This is a genomic window from Bacillus sp. FH (genome assembly GCF_052216825.1).
Classification (GTDB): Bacteria; Bacillota; Bacilli; order Bacillales; family Bacillaceae_G; genus Bacillus_A; species Bacillus_A paranthracis.
The window spans coordinates 172685-197089 of the sequence record NZ_JBQOUU010000006.1; the positions used below are offsets into that span (position 1 = coordinate 172685).

A 24405-nucleotide genomic window follows, 5' to 3' on the forward strand; every position below is an offset into this window, starting at 1 on the left:
GTTACCTTATAGAGATTCTAGTATACTACTTATAGTCCTAATGAAATATATTTAATTTCTAAATATTCCTCGATACCGAAATGACCTCCTTCACGACCAATGCCACTCTCTTTAAAGCCACCGAACGGCGCTTGTGCAACTGATGGGAGGCCATCATTTAAACCGATAATACCATACTCTAGTGCTTCACTAATTTGGAATGCTTGGCTAATGTCTTTCGTGAAAATGTACGCTGCTAAACCGTATGGCGTATTGTTTGCACGTTCAATTACTTCTTCAACCGTTTTAAATTTCGCAACAGGTGCAACTGGCCCAAATGTTTCTTCATTCATACAAAGCATCGTATCATTCGCTAATCCAATTACAGTTGGTTGAATAAAGTGTCCATCTAGCTCTGTAACCTTTTGGCCACCATATAAAACTGTTCCACCTTTTTGAATAGCATCTTCAATATGTTCTTGTACTTTTGAAACTGCATTCTCGTCAATAAGTGGTCCTACAGTCGTTCCGTCACTGAAACCGTCCCCTACTTTTAACTGCCCTACTGCCTTTTGAAACTTCTCTACAAACGCTTCATACACTTCTTCCTGAACAAATACTCGGTTTGTACATATACACGTTTGTCCTGCGTTACGGAATTTCGAACCGATTACTGCCTCTACTGCTTTATCTAAGTCTGCATCATTCATAACAATAAACGGTGCGTGACCGCCTAACTCAAGTGAAACCTTTTTCATCGTTTGTGCCGCACTAGCCATTAACTCTTTCCCAATTTCCGTTGATCCTGTAAAGGACACTTTTCGAACACGCCCATCTTCCATCCACGTATCAGCAATTGCTTTCGCACTGCCTGTTACAATATTTATTACGCCTTTTGGAATGTCTGCTTCATGAGCTAATTCAGCTAATTTTAACGCAGTTAACGGCGTTTGACTTGCAGGTTTTACAACCGCTGTACATCCTGCTGCAAGCGCCGGAGCTACCTTTCTCGTAATCATAGCAGCTGGGAAGTTCCAAGGCGTAATAGCTGCCATAACACCAACTGGTTGCTTCATGACTAAAATACGTTTATTCGGATGAGAAGCAGGAATCATTTCACCATATATGCGTTTTCCTTCTTCTGCATACCATTCAACAAAACTATTTGCATAATTCACTTCACCAAGCGCTTCTGCAAAGGGCTTTCCTTGTTCTTTCGTCATGATCGCTGCAATCTCTTCTTTATTTTCCTCAATAAGTGTGAACCATTTTTTTAATTTCGCTGCACGATCTGCCGCTGTTAACTTAGACCATAATTTAAAAGCTTCATGCGCAGCATCAACAGCTTGCTTTGCCTCTGTTACCCCGCCCTTTGGTACAGTCGCAAATATTTCCTTCGTTGCTGGATTATTTACTTCGATTTGCTCTTGCAATGTAATCCACTCACCATTTATATACATCGCCTTTTTCTCTACATTTACAAACGTCGCTTTTTTATCCAATATTCTCTTCCTCCTCTATAAGTTTCTTTATTTTCCTAGTCGCAGCAGATTGACTTATTTTTAAAAACTCGGCTACTTTATAACTCGATCCATATGTTTTATATGCTTTCAAAATAATATTCCGTTCTACTTCTTCTAACATTTTATAGAGACTTTGACCGGACTGTTCAACCGTTGATTCTTGCATCGCTATTGGTAAATCTTCTATCGTAACGATATCATCGGCAGTTATAACAATTCGCTCAATCACATTTTCAATCTCTCTATTATTTCCCTCCCACGGGTAACCAACAAACATTTGTAATGTGCTAGGCGCTAATTTTACATTTCTACCATATTTCTCATTAAAGTGTTGTAAATAATGATAAATAAGTGGCAAAATGTCTTCTGTTCTTTCCCGTAGTGGTGGGATTACAATGGGAATGACATTCAGACGATAATATAAATCTTTCCGAAATGTTCCTTGTTTCACCATCATACTTAAATCTCTATTTGTTGCCGCTACAATTCTAACGTCCACCTTTTTTAATTCTCTTCCGCCTATAGGGCGAAACGTTTTTTCTTGCAACACTTGCAAAAGCTTTGCTTGAGTTTCAAGCGGCATTTCGCCAATTTCATCTAAGAATAGCGTTCCTTTATGCGCTGATTCTAATAGTCCCTTTTTTCCTTCACGATTCGCACCTGTAAAGGATCCGCCTGAGTATCCAAAAAGCTCTGATTCAATTAAATTTGTCGGCAATGCCGCACAGTTAATTTCATAGAAACTTTCATTCTTCCGGTTACTCACTTCATGTAAATGACGCACCAATCGACTCTTTCCTACTCCTGTCTCACCTAAAACGAGAACCGTACTATCTACCACGGATACTTTCTTGATTGTCTCGACTATTTTTTGCATAGCGATACTTTTAAAAATAAGTCCTTCATGTTCATATGTTTCTCTTAATTCTTTTTTATATGTTTTTAACTGATTATCCATTTCTTCTACCTTTTGACGTAATTGATAGAGTTCTGTAAGATCACGAGAGTAACTAATTACTCTTCTTAAATTGCCCTCTTCATCAAAAACAGGCCTTGTACGAACGTGTAAATACTCTCCTGATTTTGTCGTCTGAACGAGTTCGATTGGCCTCTTTTTTTCAATTACTTCTAACGTTGCTGATGGATAAAAGATACCATCTTTCTGCAATTCTTTTACATGTTTACCTACTAACTCTTTTGCAGCCAATTGATAGTGCCTTTCACATGTACTATTTACACGTACAACGATTCCCTTTTCGTCAGTCACAAAAATTTCGTCAAACGCATATTCAAATACATCTTGTAAATCCATTAACACTCGTTCCTTTTCTGCAACCATCCTAGCCACCCCTAACTTCCAATCCATCGATTCACTTCACTACCTTTATTATAAAGTGAATTTTCTGCATTTTATATAGAGTCAGCTAGAATGTTTGCTGTTTTATTATTTAACTTTTAAACACGAGCAATATTTGCTTTCTCATAACAGACTTGCAACGATTCTTCAATGATTGTTAATCCTTCTTCCAGTTGCTCATCTGTAATCACTAATGGCATTAGCACACGAATAACATTACCGTATGTTCCTGCTGATAGTAGAAGTAAGCCGCGTTTATTTGCTTCTGCGCATAAATTAGCTGTTAACGTTTTATCAGGTGCTTTCGTCTTACGATCTTGAACGAGCTCAAATGCACACATTGCTCCTAAACCGCGCACATCACCGATGCAATTATATTTATTTTTCATCTCTTCGAATCGGTTCATTACGACTTTTCCTAATTCTATCGCTCTATCATTTAAATTCTCTTTTTCTATTACATCAAGTACTGCTAATGCTGCCGCACATCCTAGCGGGCTTCCTGCATACGTTCCACCAAGTTCTCCTGGTGCAGACTCATTCATAATTTCTTTGCGCCCAATAACACCACTAATCGGTACACCAGCACCCAATGATTTAGATACCGTAATTAAATCCGGAACGACATCATAATGATCAATGGCGAAATATTTTCCTGTACGGCTAAATCCAGTTTGAATTTCATCCGCTACAAATAAGATGCCTTGTTCTGAACAAATATTGCGTACTTCTTGCACAAACTTCTTACTTGGGACGATAAATCCACCTTCCCCTTGAACAGGTTCCATTACAACGGCTGCAATCGTTTCTGGTGCTACTTCTGATACGAAGAAATTCTTAAACTCTTCAATCATAAAGTTATCGTACTGCTCTTCCGTTAATCCTTCTGGGCGGCGATATTCGTACGGGAATGGTGCTTTATAGACTTCAGGCGCAAATGGACCAAATTCAAACTTATATGGTTTTACTTTACTTGTCATCGTCATTGTCATTAATGTGCGTCCATGGAAACCTTTAGAAAATGCAATAATACCAGGTCTTTTTGTATATTTACGAGCGATTTTCACCGCATTCTCAACTGCTTCTGCACCACTATTTAAAAATAGTACTTGCTTATCAAAACTTCCCGGCGCTAATGCCGCAAGCTTTTCTGCTAATTCAATATATGGCTCATACATCATGACATTAAAGCCAGTATGAATGTATTGATCTACTTGTTTATGGAGCGCTTCTTTAACAGCTGGGTGACAATGTCCTACGTTAATTGTTCCTATCGCTCCAGCGAAATCAATGTACTGATTACCATCAACATCAGTAACAAGAGCACCATTTGCAGATTGTACAAACGTTGGGATGCCGTTACTTACTCCTTTTGGTACTATATTTTGGCGGCGTTCTAGTAAAGACGCTGCTTTCGGTCCAGGAATTTGTTCATTTACTTTAGCAAATTTTTTTATATTCATTACGTACCCCATCCTTTTCTTTACATTGTTTTCTCTTTTCATTGCAAAATGTATGCCAATATTCTTTTCTAGTATTCATCTATTTCGCCATAAAAAATAAGTCTATAAAGACTCATTAAGAGTCTTTATAGACTTATTTTTCTTACACATTAGACTTTCCTTTTTCCCAAACAAACTCACCTGAATGAGAAATAAGGTCCCCAACAGACTGTACTACTAAATCAGCAAGTGGTTCTAATGTTTGACGATCTCCTGTACCAGATAGTACTCCAATTGCATAGCAATCACCGCTATTTTTCGCTAAATATAAATCAGTCGGTGTATCCCCAACGACCGCTACTTCACATGCCTCTAAATGAAACCTCTCACAAAAGGATTCTACAATTCTTTTATCTGGTTTTTGTGCTGGAAATGTATCTGAAGCTACAACATAATCAAAAAAAGACTCTAATTGATACTGTTTTAAAAATAATTCTGTCGGTGCAAAATCATCCGCCGTGACAACACCTAAAATAAATCCTCTATCCTTTAAGCTTTGTAAAATTCTCGGTAAATCTGCCGTCATTTTCATGTAAGAACGATGCTCGTACATAAGGGCAAACAGTTTTTCACTTACCCATTCATGCATTTCCTCTTCTTTAGATGACGTAATATACTTACAAAGCCCCTTTGCCACATCAAGACTTGTTCCTGCCGCTATTGCGCTACGTGGGTGAACAAATACCCCATCCACACCGATTTCTTTTAATAAAGTCGGCTGCATTGATTGTGGCAGTTGGTATAATTTTATACATTCAGCCACAAGTTCTTCAGCCACTTTTATCCAAATTGAATGAAAATCCATTAATGTCCCATCTTTATCAAATAGTATTGCTTTTACTTTCTCCATAACACCCCACCTCTCGTCTCTTATCTCCTCCAGTGTATCAATAAAGTATGGATATAAAATAAACGAATTGTAAAAATACCATGAAAATCAAACTAACTTCCAATTTACAATACAAATCGGATTGTTTGACTATTACGTAACAGAAGCGTAAAATTACTCTCATCTTATTGAAAATTAGCTAATTACTTAACCTCATTAACTATCATGATAGTTTCCTAATTCTTTTTTTAAGTAGGAGATGTTTATATATGGTTGAAGAAATATTTTATAAGAAAACATTAGAAAATCTGTTTTTAGATCCTGTTCAAATTACACTTTGGGATGGAAACACTGTACAGTACGGTGAAGGGAATCCTCAATTTCATATTACATTCCACAAACCTCTTGCCAAAAAAGAGATAATAAAAGATCCCTCCATCGCATTTGGTGAAGCTTATATGAATGGAGATATTGAAATAGAGGGTAACCTTGAAAAAGCGATTGAGTCTATTTATAAAAACAAAGACAGTTTTTTAGGTAATAGCAAATTACAATACTTTACAAGCAAATGGAATTTTTCAAAACGAAAAAATAAAGAAGATATCGCCCATCATTATGATATTGGGAACGATTTTTATAAATTATGGCTAGATGAAACAATGACATACTCTTGTGCATATTTCCAAAATGAAACCGATTCCTTAACAGCTGCTCAACATAATAAAGTAAATCATATTTTAAAAAAGTTAAACCTTCAAAAAGGAGATACTTTGCTAGACATTGGTTGCGGATGGGGTGAACTCATTACAGCTGCCGCAAAACAATATGGTGTGAAAGCAACGGGAGTCACATTAAGTGAAGAACAATATGCAAAAACTCTAGAAAGAATCGAAAAAGAAAATCTCACAGATTTAGTTGAAGTAAATTTACTCGATTATCGTGATATTCACGAGCGAAAGTTTGATAAAATTGTTAGTGTAGGTATGATTGAACATGTCGGGAAAGATCACATTACAGAGTACTTTGAAACGGTCAATGCATTACTCAATGATGGTGGTATTTCCGTTCTTCACTGTATTACTTCTCCTACAGAGGGCGCTACTAATAGTTGGATTGAGAAATATATATTTCCTGGTGGATACGTCCCCGCCGTTAATGAATTAATTACTAACATAACTAATCAGCATTTCTTTATAGTTGATGTTGAAAGTTTGCGCAGACATTACGGTAAAACACTTCAACACTGGGCAGAAAACTTTGAAAATACACTAGATGAAATACGTAAAACAAAAGATGAGCGATTTATTCGTATGTGGCGCTTGTATTTAAATGCTTGTGCAGCTTCGTTTTATACTGGTAACATTGATTTACATCAATTTGTATTTACAAAAGGGATTAGTGATTCCATTCCTTGGACACGTTCATATATGTATAAATAAAAAAGGATGCCTTTACAGGGCATCCTCTTGATGTTCAGGAACAAATAGTTCCAGACAATGATACATATTTTCGAATTCCATCGGTGCATCTCCACCATATTCACCATCTAAATTAATCATTAGTTTATCTGGTGAATGCACTTTAATTCGGTTCGCTTGTGTGTATAGTACTTTTGGATTGTTAATATGTTCACCACGCTGCGCTTGTGTTGCAGCTTTAATTAAGTCGGCAATCGAACCTTTTTTCAGCACTAATAAATCAAATAAGCCATCGTTAATCGATGCATATGGTGCTACCTTTTCAAAGCCACCCACTGAACGAGTATTCGTAATTAAAAACATCGTAATTTCTTCTTGTAGTAATTTTCCATCATACTCAATTTCAACGTATGTTGGATGTAGTGATGGTAGCATTTCGATACCTTTTAAATAATAAGCAAGTTGTCCTAATACAGTCTTTAGCTTACTTGGTACTTCATATGTTAATTCTGTAATACGACCGCCACCAGCGATGTTAATAAAATATGTATCGTTTGCTCTACCAAGGTCTAATGGAACAGTTTTTCCTTCACAAATAATATCCGCTGCCTCTTCAATAGAACGAGGTACACCGATTGCACGTGCAAAGTCATTTGTCGTTCCAACTGGAATAATTCCAAACTTCGGACGGAATTCATGACCAACTAGACCGTTTACGACTTCATTTAACGTGCCGTCACCACCAGCCGCAATAACAACATCAAATTTACGCTCTACAGCTTGCCTCGCCGCCACAGTTGCGTCTCCAGGACCCGTTGTCGCATGACAAGATGCTTCATATCCAGCTTGTTCTAATTTTTGTAATACTTCTGGTAAGCTCTTCTTAAATAGCTCACGCCCAGAAGTAGGATTATAAATAATTCTTGCTCGCTTCATCATTTATTAGCACAGGAAATTTCTTTATGTATCAAAAAAGAACATACCGAACTTCTATTCAGTATTCCCGTGCCTACCTCCTCTCATCTTCCTATCCTTCTTTTATCTCGCTCAAACAGGCAGTAAGAACCCGATTCGTGTAGCCCATCAAAAGTAAATATTCATTTCAATGGTTTTGTTTTATTTGACAAAAAATTTATGTCCATCTATTTCCTCACAACAATTTACATATAACGAATAATAATTATCTATTATTTCATGAGATGAAAAAACCTCTATTTCTAGATTTATCATTATTCCCACCTTTTTGCAACTATCATACCATAGTTGCTATACAAACATTTTTCCACTTTTGACAGTTAATCAAACGTTTGTTTAAATAATTTTCTCTCATTTAAACAAACGTTTGATTAACCTAGAAAAACACCCATGTACGGGTGTTTTTCTGCTTAATCTTTAAAAGTTACTACTATTATCGCTTATTAATCTCTTCAAGTAAGATTTTGTTAACAAGCGGTGGATTTGCTTGCCCTTTTGTAGCTTTCATAATTTGACCAACTAAGAAGCCAATTGCACGGTCTTTACCGTTTTTAAAGTCTTCGATAGATTGCTCATTATTATCAAGAATTTCTGTTACAACTTTACGAAGTGTACCCTCGTCAGAAATTTGAACAAGGCCTTTCGCTTTAACGATTTCTTCTGGGTCTCCACCTTTTTCAATTAATTCGTTAAATACTTTCTTCGCAATTTTAGAAGAAATTGTACCTTTTTCAATTAATTGAACCATTTTAGATAAACCAGCAGGCGTTAATGCAACGTCTTTTAATTCTTTTTGTTGTTTGTTTAGGTATGCAAGTACTTCACCCATTAACCAGTTTGATGTTAATTTCGCATCAGCACCGTCTGCAACAGTTGCTTCAAAGAAATCAGACATTTCTTTCGTTAATGTTAATACGTGTGCATCATAAGCTGGTAAGCCTAATTCTGCAACATAGCGAGCTTTACGTGCATCTGGAAGTTCTGGAATAGAAGCACGAACTGCTTCTTTCCACTCATCGTCGATGTAAAGTTCAACTAAGTCCGGCTCTGGGAAGTAACGGTAATCATCAGATCCTTCTTTCACACGCATTAAGATTGTTTTCTTCGTTGCTTCATCATAACGACGTGTTTCTTGTTGGATGATACCACCAGATAATAATTCTTTTTCTTGGCGAGCTTGCTCAAACTCAAGACCTTTTTGTACGTAAGTGAAAGAGTTTAAGTTTTTCAGTTCCGCTTTTGTACCGAACTTCTCTTGTCCAACTGGACGAAGGGAAATGTTCGCATCACAACGCAAGGAACCTTCTTCCATCTTACAATCAGATACGCCAGTGTATTGAATGATTGATTTTAACTTCTCTAAGTATGCATATGCTTCTTCTGGCGTACGCATATCTGGCTCAGATACGATCTCAATTAAAGGCATACCTTGACGGTTGTAGTCTACTAATGAGCCGTCAGCTGTATGCGTTGATTTACCAGCATCTTCTTCTAAATGAAGACGTGTAATACCGATACGTTTCTTTTTACCGTCTACTTCGATTTCAATCCAACCATTTTCACCAATTGGCTTATCAAACTGAGAGATTTGGTAAGCTTTCGGATTATCTGGATAGAAATAGTTTTTACGGTCAAACTTTGTTTCTGTTGCGATTTCACAGTTTAATGCCATTGCAGCTTTCATTGCAAAGTTAACTGCTTCTTTATTTAAAGTAGGAAGTACTCCTGGGTATCCTAAGTCAATTACACTTGTTTGTGTATTTGGTTCCGCTCCGAATTCTGTTGGACTCGCAGAGAAAATTTTCGAATTTGTTTTTAACTCAACGTGAACCTCTAAACCAATAATTGTTTCTAAATTCATCTATGCTCGCCTCCTTACAGACTTGCTTTTTTTGTATGATGGTCTGTTGCTTGCTCAAACGCATGTGCAACGCGGTAAATTGTCGCTTCATCGAAGTGTTTACCAATAATTTGTAAACCAAGTGGCATGTTGTTAGCACCGAATCCACATGGAACAGAAATCGCTGGAACGCCTGCTAAGTTTACTGGGATTGTTAAAATGTCATTTGCATACATTGTCATTGGATCATCAACTTTTTCGCCCACTTTAAATGCCGGAGTTGGCGTTGTTGGTCCAATAATAACATCGTAGTTAGCAAATACATTTTCAAAGTCGTTTTTAATTAATGTACGTACTTGTTGTGCTTTTTTGTAATATGCATCATAGTAACCAGAGCTAAGAGCAAATGTACCAAGCATAATACGACGTTTTACTTCATCACCGAAGCCTTCGCTACGTGTGTTTTTGTAAAGATCCATTAAGTTATTCACATTATCAGAACGAACACCATAACGTACGCCATCAAAGCGTGAAAGGTTAGCTGATGCTTCAGAAGAAGATAATAAGTAATACGTTGCTAGAGCGTATTTAGAGTGTGGAAGAGACACTTCCTCCCAAGTTGCGCCCATACCTTCTAATACTTTTAAAGCAGCTAGTACTGACTCACGAGCTTCTTCGCCAACACCTTCTCCTAAGTATTCTTTCGGTACAGCAATGCGTAAACCTTTAACGTCGCCTGTTAAACCAGCTAAGTAGTTTCCTACTTCAACGTTAGCAGAAGTTGCATCCATACGGTCAAGACCTGAAATAGCTTGTAATAAGTATGCATTGTCTTCTACTGTACGTGTAATCGGTCCGATTTGGTCAAGTGAAGATGCAAATGCTACTAATCCGTAACGAGATACGCGTCCGTAGGTTGGTTTTAAACCTACAACGCCGCAATATGCAGCTGGTTGACGGATAGAACCACCCGTATCAGAACCTAGAGAGAATAATACTTCTCCTGCTGCTACAGCTGCTGCAGAACCACCACTAGATCCGCCTGGAACGTAATCTAAGTTCCATGGATTTTTCGTAGCGTAGAAACCTGAGTTTTCATTTGAAGAACCCATTGCGAACTCGTCCATATTTAATTTACCGATTGTAATTGTGTCAGCAGCTTTTAGCTTTTGCACAACTGTCGCATCATAAATTGGATCGAAGTTTGCTAACATTTTGCTCGCACAAGTTGTACGAAGACCGTTAGTTACAATGTTATCTTTTACACCGATTGGCATACCGAATAATAAACCATTATCTTCAGCACCAATCTTTGCATCTAATTCTTTCGCTTTCGCGCGTGCATTTTCTTCATCTAATGTAAGAAAAGCTTTTACGTTATCTTCAACATCCGCAATACGTTTATAAGATTCTTCTACTAAATCCGTAACGGAAATTTCTTTGTTGTTTAACTTCTTATGTAACTCTGATACTGAATGATCAAATAATGACATCGAAATTCCCCTCCTCTATTCTAATACTGCTGGAACACGGATTTGATTATCTTTGTGATCCGGTGCATTTTTTAATACTTCTTCTACTGGTAAACCTTTTTCTGGTACATCTTCACGCATAACATTTTTCATAGTTAATACATGAGTTGTTGGTTTTACGTTTGTTGTATCTAATTCATTTAACTGTTCTGCAAAAGTAACAATTGCATCTAGTTGTTTTTGAAATTTTTCTGCTTCTTGATCAGTAATTGCAAGACGTGCTAAATGTGCTACGTGCTTTACATTCTCAACGGAAATTCTTGACACGGCTAGGCCACCTCCATAATATATCGTTCAATCTACAATACTATTGATGATACCAAATTTTCAGTACTTCAAGCAAGTCAACACACGGTACTTACACCATTTTTACATAAAAAAAGAAAGGCAAACGCCTTTCTTTACGATTTACTCTTTATCTAACGGTTTATTTTTCGGAAATCTCTCGTTATCTTCTTCATTATCACGAATTGTTTTTTGTAATACAAAACAAGACATCGTTAAAAATAATGTTCCAATTAAATAGTATCCTTTTACACTAAGCGTTTCATCTAGCGTATAAATACCAATTAGCATACCTGAAAGCGCACAAACAAATGAAGTCCATGCTAAAAACGTGAACGCTTGCGTATTACGTCTTCTCATCGTTCTCCCCCTCGTTAGCAGTACATCCATTATAGATAAGTATATTTACCATGATGGATTTTTATGTAAATTCTAGTTTTATATTTATAAATCTATCATAAAAGAATACTATTTTAAAGAAAGTTTTCTGCCTAATCTGAAAAAAACAATTAAAATCATTGACAATTATTTCTATTCTACATAAAATAAAAATAAATATTACGAACCTCGAAATATACGGGAGTGGAATTAATTGTTGCAATATGAACATTTTTTAGACTTACTGCTAGATAACGCCAAGAAACTTTTCTATCCTGAAGAATGGGTAAGCCTAGATTTAACACTTTCTAAAACAGAAGTATTTTGTTTACTTTGGATGGAACGAAATACAGATATTACAATGACGAAAATTGCTGATCTTCTTGATATACCAATGAGTACAACGACAGGTGTTGTAAATCGCCTTGTAAAAAAGGGATATATTGAACGCTACCGTGATGAAAATGACCGACGTATTGTATTAATTCGTTTAACAGAAAACGGCGTAATACTCGTTCAAGAAGTAAAACAAAATGCAGCCCATTACTTTAGCCTAGTAACAGAAGCATTATCGGAAGAAGAAAAAGCATTTTTACTACAGATCTTCCAAAAGATTATGAATCACATTGCTACATCACAACAAAAAACAGAAGAAAAAGTTTCTACACCTAAAATGAAAAACATTCCGATTGAATAAAACCCTAGCTGGGTTTTTATTCAATTGTTTATTTCGCCACTCGTAATATTCGATACTCGAAACAAAGGGGATATGAATGATGAGAATTATTTTGTATACAGGTAAAGGCGGCGTAGGAAAAACTAGCATTTCAGCGGCAACTGCACTTCAAAGCGCAAAACAAGGATTAAAAACTTTAGTAATGAGCACAGACCCAGCTCATAGTTTAGGAGATTCATTTGGTATAAAACTATCTTCTGAACCATTAGAAATTCGTGAAAACCTATGGGCACAAGAAATTAATACGATTTATGAAATGGAAAAAGGCTGGGGAAATTACAGAAATATATTACACTACTCTTCACTTCCAAAGCAGCTGATGATATTACAACAGAAGAGTTAACGATGTTTCCTGGTATGGAAGATTTAATTAGCTTACTTCGTGTACTCGATTATTATAAACAAAACACATATGATGTTATTATCATTGATTGTGCCCCAACAGGAGAAACATTAGCCATGCTCAGTTTTCCAGACATGCTCGGCTGGTGGATGGAAAAACTCTTCCCTATTAAAAGAAAAGTTTTAAAAGTTGTTCGTCCTGTAGCGCAACCACTTCTTGGTGTCCCCCTTCCAACCGATGATATTATGGACGAATTAACAAATACACTTGAACAACTTGGAGAAATGAGAGATATTTTATCAAACCGAGACGTAACAAGTATCCGCATCGTTGTAAATCCCGAAAAAATGGTTATTAAAGAGGCTCAGCGTAGCTTTACGTATTTAAATTTATACGATTATAACGTAGATGCGATTATGATTAACCGCGTCATCCCTAACACTGTCATCGATCCTTATTTTCAAGCTTGGAAAGATACTCAAAAGAAATATAAAACATTAATTCAAAATAGCTTTGATCCGCTTCCTATTTACGAAGCTCCAATGTTTGAACAAGAAGTTGTTGGCTTACCTATGTTAGAACGCGTTGGAGATGCTTTATTTAAAAAAGATTATTGTCCTACTGAAGTAAAATTTAACGGTCGCACTCAATATGTAAAAAAAGATGGCGATGAATATATTTTCGTTCTGTCCATTCCCTTCTCTAACAAAAGTGAACTTGCATTAAATCAAAAAGGCGATGAACTTATTATTCGGGCTGGTTCTGCAAAACGAAATATCACCCTGCCAAAAACGTTAACGCACCTTTCTATTCAAGGAGCTAAGTTTGAAGATGATGTACTAAACATTCGGTTTGGAGGTGTAGTGCATGCATGAGGAACTACTACGAAAAATAATTCGCACAAAAATAAAAGTCGGGATGCATATATTAGAAGAGCTACCTACTCCAATCCAGCAACAAGCTCAGCAAGTACTAAATATTTTGCAAGAGGAACTATCTTCTTATGCTCCCGAACAACCACAACATAATAGCAATTTAAAAAGTATTGTAATTGAATAATTATATCCTTGTAGAAGGCCTTTTCCTATAGGCTTTCTATCCCTTTATTGGAGCTGATGTAAATTGATAAAAACATTTTCTGCAAGACACTTTACTCCTCTTACAATCTGGCTAATTCCCTTTTTATTTTTCATTCATAACCTTGAAGAATCTTTCCAAATGCCACAATATCTTGCTAATCAATTTTCAATTACTTTTATAACTAGCCAACAATTTTCCATTGCGATTTCTATATTGACTCTCTTTGTTTTACTTATCGTCTTTCTATATCAAATAAACATCTTGTCTTCTATATACTGGATTATTTTTATACAAGGGGCAATTTTCTTCAACTCTGTTCAACATATTATTTTGTTTTTCATTTACCGTTCTTATAACCCTGGCGTAATATCCGCAGTTTTCATTGCCATCTTTTCTATTTTCTTTTTTTTATCCCAAAAACACTTAATTCATAAAAATAAATTCTTAATTACACTCGCTTTCAGCTTATTTTCTTATCCTATTATAATTTGGATTACCTTACTATTCGCTAGCTACTTTCATTCATAAAAAAGACCAGGAAAACTCCTGGTCCATTACTCTACTTAACAAACATTGGATTCTATGTTATACAGAATTGGAAGGTACAGAATTAGGGTTGTTTTGTTTGTTAAGTAGATTATATGTTGAACGAACTAACAGCGGAGGGGTTCCTTCTGTTAGTCCATTAAACCCAATCATTATTTTACGATTTTTTCAAGCTCATCAAGTGAAAGATCTACTGAAATTGAACCATCATTTGTTTCTTTCTTAATTGCATCTGTTACTTCTTTTGAATGATATAATTCAATTACTTTTTTCAGTGTTGGATCATCTTTATCTTTCGTACGAGCTGCGAAAATATTAATATATGGCTTCGCATTTTCATTCTTTGGATCTTCTAAGAAAATTGGATCCTTCGCTGGATCTAATCCAGCTTGACCAGCAACACCGTTATTAATAACTGAAGCTGCTACATCTTTTAATACACGAGGTGTTTGCTGTGCGATAACCGGTGTAATTTTTAACTTCTTCGGATTTTCAGCAATGCCGCTTGGATCTCCAAATAGACCAAAGTCTTTTTTAAGCTTTAATAACCCAGCTGCATCAAGAAGTTTTAATGCACGTGCTTGGTTCGTCGGATCATTTGGAATCGCAATTTCTGAACCATCTGGAATTTCATTTGCTTTCTTATGTTTTTCAGAGTATAAACCCATTGGTGCAATTTGCGTTGTACCAACAGCTGTAATATCTAGCTTATGCTCCTTTTTAAATTGCTCTAAGAATGCAATATGCTGGAATGAATTTAATTCAATATCTCCATCAGCTAACGCTTTATTTGGCGTTGTGTAATCAGAGAACTCAACCAGTTTAATTTTAATTCCTTCTTTTTCAGCTTTCCTCTTCAAAATTTCCCAAGCGTCTCCATCCGTTCCAGTTACACCGACGCGAACTACTTTTTCTTTCGCTCCTGCCCCTGTGTCTCCACTTGAGCAGCCGCTTAATGCTGAAACCCCTACAATCGCTGATAATGCAAATGCTAAAATCTTCTTCATTCTCTTTTCCCCCTCTTCCTTTTATGATCTGCGTAAAAAGACTTTCGCAAAGTAGTTTCCTAAGTTTTGAGCTAACTGTACAAGAATGATAAGTAAAACGACCGTTACGAACATAACTGATGTATCAAAACGTTGATAACCATATGTCATTGCTAAATCACCAAGGCCGCCACCACCGACAAGCCCAGCAACTGCAGAAAATTCAATTAAACCAACTGTCATAAATGTAACACCTAAAATTAATGGTGCTAACGCTTCTGGTACAAGGATTTCAAAAACAATTCTAATTGGTGAAGCACCCATCGCTTGCGCTGCTTCAATTACCCCTTTCGGAACAGAAACAAGATTTGTTTCAACCATTCTAGCGATACCAATTGATGCAACTAACGTCATTGGAAAAATTGCTGCCGCCGTTCCAATTGTCGTTCCGATAACACTTCTTGTTAGCGGGCTTAAAGCTACTAAGAATATGATGAATGGAATTGGACGAATTGTATTAATGATAATATTAAGAATAGAAAAGACCCATTTATTTTCTAAAAAGTTTCCTTTTCTCGTTACATATAAAAGTAAACCTAGAGGTATACCAAGAATTGTAGCGAATATAAGGGTTACAATTACCATTAAGAGGGTATCCCCCGTCGCATCTAATATGCGCGGCCAAAATATACTCCAATCAACTCGCATGAGCTTCTACCTCCTTCAGCTGCACTTGCAGTCTTAGATGTTGTAATGCTTTTTGAATTTCCCTCTGTTCACCTTGCAATTCTACAAGAAGATTTCCAAATAGCACATTTTGAAGTTCAATAATATTTCCGTACAGTACATTTACATCGACATTATAGTTTTTTGCGATATATGATAGTACCGGCTGTCCTGTTTCCTCACCAGTAAATGTTAGGCGATAAATCTGACCACCATTTTGAATTTTCGCTAAAACACTTTCCGGTAAATGATCATTAATAACAGAACGTACAAAGTTTTGAGTCGTCGTTGTTTTTGGTTGTGTGAAAACATCAAACAGTTTTCCTTCTTCAATAACTTTTCCTTTTTCCATTACAGCTACACGGTGACAAATTTCTTTCACAACATGCATTTCATGTGTAATAAGAAGAATTGTTAAATTATATTCTCGATTTACTTTCTTTAATAAGTTTAGAATTTCTGTCGTTGTTTCTGGATCTAAAGCTGATGTTGCCTCATCACATATAAGAATATCTGGTGATGTTGCAAGTGCTCTAGCGATACCTACACGCTGCTTTTGTCCGCCTGATAGCTGCTCTGGGTAATTGTTTGCTTTATCTTCTAACCCTACAAACTTCAACAATTCATTTACTCTTTCTTTTATTTCATTCTTTGGTACTTTTGCTAACTTTAATGGATAAGCAATATTCCCAAACACTGTTCTTGAATTAAATAAATTAAAGTTTTGAAAAATCATCCCGATTCTTTGTCTTAGCTTCCGTAATTCTTTCGTCGATAATGATGTAATATCTTTATCATCTATTGAAATCGTTCCTGCCGTTGGTCTCTCTAACATGTTTACTAGGCGTAATAATGTACTCTTTCCAGCGCCACTAAAACCGATAATGCCAAAAATTTCGCCTTTCTCAACTGATAACGTTACATCCTCCACCGCATGAACAGATTGCCCACCTGATTCATATACTTTACTTACATTATTAAAAGAAATCATTTTTCCCCCTCCTATATGCTGTAAAAACTTGAAGTAGAGCTTTCGAGGTAAAATAAAAAGTGCTCTCCTTCTTATCAACCATAAAGATAAGAAGGAGAGCACTTATATGTACTCGGTCACATCTTCTCATCTTCCAAGCCTTTCATAGGCTTGCTGGAGTTAGCACGGTATTAAAAAACCCGTTGCTGAGGTATCGTAGGGCCAGTCCCTCCACCTCTCTGGATAAGAATGTATCGATTTAATTATCGTTTAATTAATTCTCATTATAGAACTCAGAATAATAAGAGTCAATACATTTTTTAGAAAAATATTAATTATTTCTTTATTAAAATTTTTAGATGAAAAATTCAAGAAAAAATAGTAATCTTTAAAGTTATGTAAAATTCTCCTCTTGCATATTTTTTAAAAGGATAATCTTCTCTACTAATTGAATACCATTATTTGAATATGAAATTGGAGGAAGGTAAATATATGAAAACAGCTCTTTTACTCGTTGATATTCAAAATGATTATTTTCCACATGGAAAAATGGAATTGCGTAATCCAGTAGAAGCAAGCGAATATGCTAGTCAGCTATTACAATTCTTTAGAACGAAAAACGAACCTATTTTTCATATCCAACATGTAGCAATAAAAGAGGACGCTACTTTTTTCCTACCCAATACAGAAGGTGTACATATTCATGAAAGCGTACGCCCACTTAAAGAAGAAACCGTTATACTCAAACATTATCCAAATAGTTTTCGCGAAACCGATCTTCTAGAGCAATTACAACGTTTAAATATTGAGCACCTCGTCATATGCGGGATGATGACTCATATGTGTATTGATGCTACCGTACGGGCTGCCTTTGATTTCGGCTTGCAATGTACTGTTATACATGATGCTTGTGCGACAAAAGATCTTTCTTTTAAGAATGCTACGATACCAGCTGTTTATATTCATAATACAATTTTAGCTAGTTTAAATGGCGTATATGCAAATGTAATGAGTACAGAGGAGTTTTTAGCTACAAAAAAACACTCTCTTCAGTGAGCAAAACCGAAAAGAGTGTTTCTTGTCAAACCATAGATTTTCTTTCAAATTGTATTATACAGGAAATCCTTAAAATGAATACAAAAAAATGTGACTAATAAGTCAACTTTTCTCATTGTTTTATTTCTATTTACATGTTTATCCCGATATGAATAGGGTTTAGCTAGTTCTATTTGCCGAATGGTAATATATAGCATTTTAAATTCGAACTAGTTTCCCCTATTATTTATCTGTTTGTTTTTGTTTCTTTTTCAAATACTCCGCACGCAATTTTTCAATTTGCTGCTTTTTATCAAATTTGACAGGCGTCTGTTTTTCATGGAACTTTGCGACAGCTACCTGACCTTTGTAATCCAATTGATATTTTCCCACTTTGTTCACCTACTTTTCTTCTCTTTAAAGAGAATCTATTCAACAAATATAATATACCTTATTTTACTGAAATAAACCTTAATACTTAATCAGTTTTTCTACTGACACCTATCTTACTCCACATATAGAAAGTTTTTCAAAAAAAAAGAGATCTTCGCAGACTGCGAAGATCTCTTCTACTATTTCTTATAAAGTTTCAGAAGTAGTTTTTGCTTGCATGTGAAGCGCTAAGTAGTCAGGACCACCAGCTTTAGAGTCTGTACCAGACATGTTAAAGCCACCGAATGGTTGGTATCCTACGATTGCACCAGTACATCCACGGTTGAAGTATAAGTTACCTACGTGGAAGTCTTCACGTGCTTTTTCAATATGATCACGGTTGTTAGAGATAACTGCTCCTGTTAAACCGTATTCTGTATTGTTTGCAATTGCAAGTGCATGGTCAAAGTCTTTTGCTTTACAGAATGCTACTACTGGTCCGAAGATTTCTTCTTTCATTAGGCGAGCATCTTCTGCAACGTCAGCAACGATTGTTGGTTGGATGAACCAGCCTTTAGAATCGTCTCCTTCGCCACCTGCTAAAATTCTACCTTCTTCTTTACCAATTGCAACATAGCTCATTACTTTATCAAATGCAGCTTGGTCATTAACAGGACCCATGTTTGTACCTAATACAGCTGGGTTAGCAACTGTTAATTCTTTCGTTAATTCAACAGCACGATTTAATACGTGATCGTATACATCTTCGTGGATTACTGCACGAGAACATGCAGAACATTTTTGTCCTGAGAATCCGAATGCTGATGCAACGATAGATTTAGCTGCTAATTCAAGATCTGCTTCTTTATCAACAACGATTGTATCTTTACCGCCCATTTCAGCGATAACGCGTTTTAACCAAATTTGGCCTGGGTTTACTTTCGCTGCACGCTCATAAATACGGATACCTACATCACGAGATCCAGTGAAGCTAATGAAACGTGTACGAGGGTGATCTACTAAGTAGTCACCAACTTCAGAACCATTACCTGGTACGAAGTTTACTACGCCAGCTGGTAAGCCAGCTTCTTCTAATACTTCCATGAATTTCGCTGCTACTACAGGAGTTGTACTAGCTGGTTTTAGTAATACTGTGTTACCAGAAACTAAAGCAGCTGTTGTCATACCTGCCATAATTGCGAATGGGAAATTCCAAGGAGAAATGATAACACCTACTCCTAATGGAATGTAAGAAAAACGATTATATTCAATTGGACGGCTTTCTACTGGAATTCCGTCTTTTAATTTCAACATTTGACGACCATAATATTCCATAAAGTCGATTGCTTCTGCTGTATCAGCATCTGCCTCATTCCATGGTTTACCTGCTTCTTTTACAAGAATAGCAGAGAATTCATGTTTTCTACGACGAACGATCGCTGCAGCACGGAATAAAATGTCTGCACGCATTTCTGGCTTTGATTTTCTCCAAGTTTGGAATGTTTCATCCGCTACTTGCATTGCTTTTTCAGCTAACTCACGGCTTGCTTTTGAAACACGACCAACAAGTTCCTCTTTATTTGCAGGGTTTACAGAAACAATTTTGTCTTCTGTAGTGATTTTTTCTCCCCCAATAATTAATGGATAGTCTTGCCCAAGATAAGATTCTACTTTCTTTAAACCTTCTTCAAACGCTAATTTGTTAGCCTCCACTGAAAAATCTGTAAATGGCTCATGTTTGTATGCTACTACCATTATTTTTAGCCTCCCCTTAGAAAAACGTTTACATTTTACAACATTATTCTACACGATAATTTAGATTTATTCAAATATTCCTAGACTTATATTTTAAAAATTAATTAATTTTTAAAATATAATAAAAAACAGAGTTATACAAATGTATAACTCTACAAAATATGAGTATATTCCAAAACGTTTTTGCTAATCAATAAAATAGTTACTAACAAAAATAAAGTTCTTACATATCCAACACCTTTTTGAACTGCAAACTTCGATCCAAAATAAGCGCCAAAAATCATCGATAACCCCATAATAATACCGTATTCAAAATGAATTACGTCTAAAAATAAAAAAGTGATTAACGATACGATATTACTAACAAAGTTCAAAAGTTTTCCAGATGCTGCCGCTTGAATAAAATCCAAACCAATTAATAAAAATGCAAAAATTAAAAAGGATCCCGTCCCTGGTCCAAAAAACCCATCGTAAAACCCTATCATTAAAATAACAAAGAAAAATATTAATGTTTTTCTTTTCGTCATCTTCTTATAGGTAGACACACTTCCCCAATCCTTTTTCGCAATAATATAAATAGCAATAAATACCAACATTACAAGCACTAACGGACGTAAAATATCTGGAGGAATAAACTTTACTACTAAAGCACCTGCTACTGCTCCTATAACAGTTAACGGGATTAACTTTCCTACAATTTTAAAATCGACCTTTCCCGATCGAATAAAGTAAATTGCACTCGTAAACGTCCCCATCGTTGCAGCTAATTTATTCGTTGCAATTGCCGAAGCTGGCGGTAAACCAACAAACATAAGTGCCGGAAGCGAAATTAACCCTCCACCGCCAACAACTGAATCAATAAAAGCTGCTAAAAAACCGAATGCGATTAATAAAATAATGACTTGAAAACTTAATTCGTCCATGCGCTTTACCCCTTACCCCATTATTTATAACATTTTAAATTATAACAAAATTACCCAAGAAAAAAAGCCGTTCCATAAAGGAACGGCCCTTCTATTTAATCTAAAATTTTCACATACGGCTCATCTTGCTTCGCCTCACGTATAATAATCGCTTCTGGACGTTCTACAGATTTAATCGTTACTTGTACTTTCATATAATTCGGGAAGTATTCCATAACAAGCCCGGCTACATATTGTGTAAAGCCAATTATTTCTGCTTTCCCATTAAACTGGACAGGAATATCAAGCTTTATTTCTCTTAATTCATCGTCTCTATACATACCAGTACCGATAACAGCTGTATAGTCACCTTGGAAATAATCGCTTAATTTTGCCTTGAAGTTTGATACTCTCGCCAAGTCCTCACGTTTATTATCTGTTTTCGCTTGTTCAGATGGGAACAAATAATATTTCTCATTAATTTGTTTCCAATCCTCAACCGTTTCACTACCTTTTTCGACATTCGCATAAGAAACAAAGTTACCTGGCACGAGCGAAGACTTCGGAGCCTGACGATAAATTGCAAATGTTATCGGAAGGTTTTTTGTCTCAGGATCTTGTTGATGCATAACTTTCAAGATTTCTGGCACCATTTTTTTCCCTTCAGCTAACATCTTTTCATTCGAAATTGCAGCCTCACGCGGGTACCCATGCTCTTCCTCATAATAATGAACCGAATTCATTGCTAATCCAACTACAATGCCACTACGCTCATCTTTTTCGCCTTTGTTCACATAATAATCATGCTCTAAAATATTTGAAATATATATTGGATTTTTTTTATTTTTCACTTCTAATGATTCGGATCCTGTACCTAATGCAGGATTTAACCCTATGTTCGGGAATTTAACCGCATCTTTTTTTAATGTATCTTCTAGTTCCTTTTGTTCTGCATCTGTACGTTTTCTTTTAACAAGCATCTGTATATACTGAGTAGTTAGGGATTTTCCGCCTTTGAAAACATTATCTTTCGTACTAAATGATTCTTTCGCAATACGCATTAATCCTGTTTCAAATTCATCTATATCAAGACGATTACTTACTCCTTGCACAACTAAGCCACGTGCGTTTCCTCCCTCAAATGGAATAGTCGTCTTATAATATTCATCCGAAATAGAGTAATTCGGGACGATTGCTTGCTCTTTTGCTTTCCCCGATTTCTCAACCACTTTTTCATCTTTATCAGCACCTGCACTACACCCACTTACAAGTAGGCCAAGGCTTAATACCGCTAATGCTATTTTTTTCATGGTAAGTTTGCACCTCTTACTTATTTAGCTCTTGTAAGAACCTCTCTTCATTCCAAACCTCGACATTATGTTTCTCCGCTTGTGCTAATTTCGAACCTGCCGCTTCACCTGCAACAACTAAATCTGTACTTTTACTAACACTTCCTGTTACTTTTCCACCTAATGCCTCAATCTTTTTCTTCGCTTCACTACGTCCCATAACTTCTAATTTCCCTGTTAAAACGACAGTTTTTCCTGCGAAGTACGACTCAACGTTTTGTAAATCAGCAATTTTCATGCCTTTATATGTCATGTTCACGCCGTATTCTTTAAATTGTTGTAATAACTCTAATACGTCTTCATTATCGAAATACGTTACTACGGATTGAGCCATTTTTTCACCAATTTCATTAATTGCTTTTAGTTCTTCTTCCGTTGCCTTCACAAGCGCATCCATCGTTTCGAAATGCTCTGCAAATGTACGTGCCGCTTTCGCTCCAACATGGCGAATACCAAGACCGAATAATAATCGCTCTAATGAGTTTTCTTTAGAATTTTCAATTGCTTGTACTAAATTCGTTGCTGATTTTTCTCCAAATCGTTCTAGCTGTAATAATTGCTCTTTCGTCAACGAATATAAATCAGCAAATGTACGAATATAATCTGCCTCAAAGAGTTGTGTAATGACACGTTCTCCAAGTCCATCAATATTCATTGCATTTCTTGAAACGAAATGGATTAACCCTTCTCGAATTTGAGCAGGACAAGTTGGATTTATACAACGAAGTGCTACCTCTTCTTCTAAACGAACTAGTTCACTCTCACACGCTGGGCAATGCGTTGGCATATGATATTCTTCTTCCTCACCAGTACGCTTATCGAAAATAACATTCACAACTTCAGGAATAATATCTCCAGCCTTCTTCACAACAACGTAGTCACCAATTCGAATATCTTTTTCACGAATTAAATCTTCGTTATGTAAAGAAGCACGACGAACGATCGTACCAGCCACTCGCACTGGCTCTAGCTCTGCAGTCGGTGTTACAACCCCTGTACGACCAACACTTAATTCAATGCCTGTTAATCTTGTTACAACTTCTTCAGCTGGGAATTTATAAGCAATTGCCCATCTTGGACTCTTTGCTGTAGTGCCTAGACTTTCTTGAAGAGCAACATCATCTACTTTTATAACGATCCCGTCAATCTCATAATCAAGATGCGGACGTTTTTCTTGCCATTCTTCTACATAAGCTATAACTTCTTCAATTGTTTCACATGTGCGTCGATTTGGATTTGTTTTGAATCCAAGTTCACCTAAGAAATCAAGCGATTCACTATGTGATAGGATTGTTTTTTCTTCTACATTCGCAAGACCGTATACAAACATAGATAAGTTACGCTTCGCTGCAATTTTCGGATCAAGTTGGCGGATTGAACCTGCTGCCGCATTACGCGGATTTGCAAATACATCTTCACCATTTTGCTCTTTTTCTTCATTTAACTTAACGAATGAACGCTTCGGCATGTAAGCTTCGCCTCGTACTTCTAACGTTACTTCTTCATTTAAACGAAGCGGGATTGCTTTAATCGTTTTTAAATTTTGAGTAATATCTTCACCTGTTACACCATCACCACGTGTTGCCCCTTGAATGAAGCGTCCTTTTTCATAATGAAGTGAAACTGCAAGTCCGTCAATTTTTAATTCGCATATATATCTTACATTCGCATCATCAATTCCTTGACGTACTCGTCGGTCAAAATCACGTAAATCTCCTTCGTTAAATGCATTTCCTAAACTTAACATCGGTGACTTGTGTGTTACTTTTTCAAATATATCAAGAACCGTTCCCCCAACGCGAACGGAGGGAGAATCTTCACTCATAAACTCTGGGTTCTCTGCTTCTAATTTTATAAGCTCCTGCATATTACGGTCATACTCCGCATCAGAAACAGAAGGATTGTCTAACACGTGATATTGATAGTTAAATGTATTTAACAAATCACGTAGTTCTTCTATACGTTTTTTTGCTATCTCTTTTGACAT

The 24405-nt window shown here is 36.2% G+C and carries 22 protein-coding genes, 1 pseudogene and 1 riboswitch; of the genes and pseudogenes, 6 read left to right on the top strand and 17 right to left on the bottom strand.

Features of this window, described 5'->3' with window-relative positions:
• Positions 1 to 29: 29 nt before the first annotated feature.
• The 4 genes from gabD to ACTT1L_RS16020 form a co-directional block, all read right to left on the bottom strand.
• Positions 30 to 1481 (bottom strand): NADP-dependent succinate-semialdehyde dehydrogenase, encoded by a 1452-nt coding sequence (gene gabD, locus ACTT1L_RS16005; RefSeq protein WP_061130637.1) that lies wholly within the window; start codon positions 1479 to 1481, stop codon positions 30 to 32.
• Positions 1474 to 2841: a sigma-54 interaction domain-containing protein gene (locus ACTT1L_RS16010; protein WP_000225164.1), complete on the bottom strand. Its 1368-nt coding sequence runs from the start codon at positions 2839 to 2841 to the stop codon at positions 1474 to 1476. The genes gabD and ACTT1L_RS16010 overlap by 8 nt, the downstream gene beginning before the upstream one ends.
• Positions 2842 to 2957: 116 nt before the next feature.
• The gene (gene gabT / locus ACTT1L_RS16015; RefSeq protein ID WP_074544010.1) at positions 2958 to 4322 is read right to left on the bottom strand and encodes a 4-aminobutyrate--2-oxoglutarate transaminase; all 1365 of its coding nucleotides are present in this window, start codon (positions 4320 to 4322) and stop codon (positions 2958 to 2960) included.
• A gap of 142 nt (positions 4323 to 4464) precedes the next feature.
• Positions 4465 to 5211, bottom strand: coding sequence for an HAD family hydrolase (locus tag ACTT1L_RS16020; protein ID WP_000416637.1), 747 nt, complete (start codon positions 5209 to 5211; stop codon positions 4465 to 4467).
• A gap of 248 nt (positions 5212 to 5459) precedes the next feature.
• Between ACTT1L_RS16020 and ACTT1L_RS16025 the strand changes: the two genes are divergently transcribed.
• Positions 5460 to 6629: an SAM-dependent methyltransferase gene (locus ACTT1L_RS16025; protein WP_061536380.1), complete on the top strand. Its 1170-nt coding sequence runs from the start codon at positions 5460 to 5462 to the stop codon at positions 6627 to 6629.
• A 12-nt stretch (positions 6630 to 6641) separates the two neighbouring features.
• Here the strand turns inward: ACTT1L_RS16025 and ACTT1L_RS16030 are convergent, their stop codons facing one another.
• The 5 genes from ACTT1L_RS16030 to ACTT1L_RS16050 form a co-directional block, all read right to left on the bottom strand.
• Positions 6642 to 7547, bottom strand: coding sequence for a diacylglycerol kinase (locus ACTT1L_RS16030; protein ID WP_000977677.1), 906 nt, complete (start codon positions 7545 to 7547; stop codon positions 6642 to 6644).
• A 469-nt stretch (positions 7548 to 8016) separates the two neighbouring features.
• Positions 8017 to 9444 (bottom strand): Asp-tRNA(Asn)/Glu-tRNA(Gln) amidotransferase subunit GatB, encoded by a 1428-nt coding sequence (gene gatB, locus ACTT1L_RS16035; protein WP_001047674.1) that lies wholly within the window; start codon positions 9442 to 9444, stop codon positions 8017 to 8019.
• Positions 9445 to 9458: 14 nt separating this feature from the next.
• Complete coding sequence (gene gatA, locus ACTT1L_RS16040) at positions 9459 to 10916, bottom strand: Asp-tRNA(Asn)/Glu-tRNA(Gln) amidotransferase subunit GatA (protein WP_000051445.1); 1458 nt, start codon at positions 10914 to 10916, stop codon at positions 9459 to 9461.
• 15 nt (positions 10917 to 10931) lie between these two features.
• Positions 10932 to 11222: an Asp-tRNA(Asn)/Glu-tRNA(Gln) amidotransferase subunit GatC gene (gene gatC, locus ACTT1L_RS16045; RefSeq protein WP_000087000.1), complete on the bottom strand. Its 291-nt coding sequence runs from the start codon at positions 11220 to 11222 to the stop codon at positions 10932 to 10934.
• 141 nt (positions 11223 to 11363) lie between these two features.
• Entirely contained in the window at positions 11364 to 11600 is a 237-nt protein-coding gene (locus ACTT1L_RS16050; protein WP_001254393.1) for a YiaA/YiaB family inner membrane protein, read from the bottom strand.
• A gap of 232 nt (positions 11601 to 11832) precedes the next feature.
• Here ACTT1L_RS16050 and ACTT1L_RS16055 point away from each other — a divergent pair, with 232 nt between their 5' ends.
• The 4 genes and pseudogenes from ACTT1L_RS16055 (at position 11833) to ACTT1L_RS16070 (ending at position 14305) form a co-directional block, all read left to right on the top strand.
• Complete coding sequence (locus tag ACTT1L_RS16055; protein ID WP_000942473.1) at positions 11833 to 12315, top strand: MarR family winged helix-turn-helix transcriptional regulator; 483 nt, start codon at positions 11833 to 11835, stop codon at positions 12313 to 12315.
• Positions 12316 to 12391: 76 nt separating this feature from the next.
• Positions 12392 to 13572: pseudogene (locus ACTT1L_RS16060) on the top strand (ArsA family ATPase).
• Positions 13565 to 13756, top strand: coding sequence for a DUF3926 domain-containing protein (locus ACTT1L_RS16065; protein ID WP_071743029.1), 192 nt, complete (start codon positions 13565 to 13567; stop codon positions 13754 to 13756). Before ACTT1L_RS16060 ends, ACTT1L_RS16065 begins: the two are co-directional and overlap by 8 nt.
• A gap of 63 nt (positions 13757 to 13819) precedes the next feature.
• The gene (locus ACTT1L_RS16070; RefSeq protein WP_071743031.1) at positions 13820 to 14305 is read left to right on the top strand and encodes an HXXEE domain-containing protein; all 486 of its coding nucleotides are present in this window, start codon (positions 13820 to 13822) and stop codon (positions 14303 to 14305) included.
• 170 nt (positions 14306 to 14475) lie between these two features.
• Here the strand turns inward: ACTT1L_RS16070 and ACTT1L_RS16075 are convergent, their stop codons facing one another.
• From ACTT1L_RS16075 to ACTT1L_RS16085, 3 genes are read right to left on the bottom strand one after another with little or no spacing between them, the layout of a single operon-like run.
• On the bottom strand, positions 14476 to 15330 hold the full coding sequence (locus tag ACTT1L_RS16075; protein ID WP_000721603.1) for a MetQ/NlpA family ABC transporter substrate-binding protein: 855 nt from the start codon (positions 15328 to 15330) through the stop codon (positions 14476 to 14478).
• A gap of 21 nt (positions 15331 to 15351) precedes the next feature.
• Positions 15352 to 16017 (bottom strand): methionine ABC transporter permease, encoded by a 666-nt coding sequence (locus ACTT1L_RS16080; RefSeq protein ID WP_001261859.1) that lies wholly within the window; start codon positions 16015 to 16017, stop codon positions 15352 to 15354.
• Entirely contained in the window at positions 16007 to 17026 is a 1020-nt protein-coding gene (locus ACTT1L_RS16085) for a methionine ABC transporter ATP-binding protein (RefSeq protein ID WP_000622978.1), read from the bottom strand. Before ACTT1L_RS16085 ends, ACTT1L_RS16080 begins: the two co-directional genes overlap by 11 nt.
• Positions 17027 to 17149: 123 nt before the next feature.
• Positions 17150 to 17255, bottom strand: a riboswitch (SAM riboswitch).
• Between the two features lie 242 nt (positions 17256 to 17497).
• On the opposite strand from ACTT1L_RS16085, the gene ACTT1L_RS16090 reads away from it, so the two are divergent.
• Entirely contained in the window at positions 17498 to 18061 is a 564-nt protein-coding gene (locus ACTT1L_RS16090) for a cysteine hydrolase family protein (protein WP_000844901.1), read from the top strand.
• A 222-nt stretch (positions 18062 to 18283) separates the two neighbouring features.
• Here the strand turns inward: ACTT1L_RS16090 and ACTT1L_RS16095 are convergent, their stop codons facing one another.
• The 5 genes from ACTT1L_RS16095 to ligA form a co-directional block, all read right to left on the bottom strand.
• The gene (locus tag ACTT1L_RS16095; protein ID WP_001045034.1) at positions 18284 to 18442 is read right to left on the bottom strand and encodes a hypothetical protein; all 159 of its coding nucleotides are present in this window, start codon (positions 18440 to 18442) and stop codon (positions 18284 to 18286) included.
• A 177-nt stretch (positions 18443 to 18619) separates the two neighbouring features.
• Positions 18620 to 20167, bottom strand: coding sequence for an L-glutamate gamma-semialdehyde dehydrogenase (pruA, locus tag ACTT1L_RS16100; RefSeq protein WP_000259550.1), 1548 nt, complete (start codon positions 20165 to 20167; stop codon positions 18620 to 18622).
• A gap of 152 nt (positions 20168 to 20319) precedes the next feature.
• Positions 20320 to 21090 carry a TSUP family transporter gene (locus ACTT1L_RS16105; protein WP_000343966.1) on the bottom strand — a complete coding sequence of 257 codons (771 nt, stop codon included), beginning with the start codon at positions 21088 to 21090 and terminating at the stop codon, positions 20320 to 20322.
• Between the two features lie 95 nt (positions 21091 to 21185).
• Complete coding sequence (locus tag ACTT1L_RS16110) at positions 21186 to 22379, bottom strand: CamS family sex pheromone protein (RefSeq protein WP_000717039.1); 1194 nt, start codon at positions 22377 to 22379, stop codon at positions 21186 to 21188.
• A gap of 16 nt (positions 22380 to 22395) precedes the next feature.
• Complete coding sequence (gene ligA, locus ACTT1L_RS16115; protein WP_000031446.1) at positions 22396 to 24405, bottom strand: NAD-dependent DNA ligase LigA; 2010 nt, start codon at positions 24403 to 24405, stop codon at positions 22396 to 22398.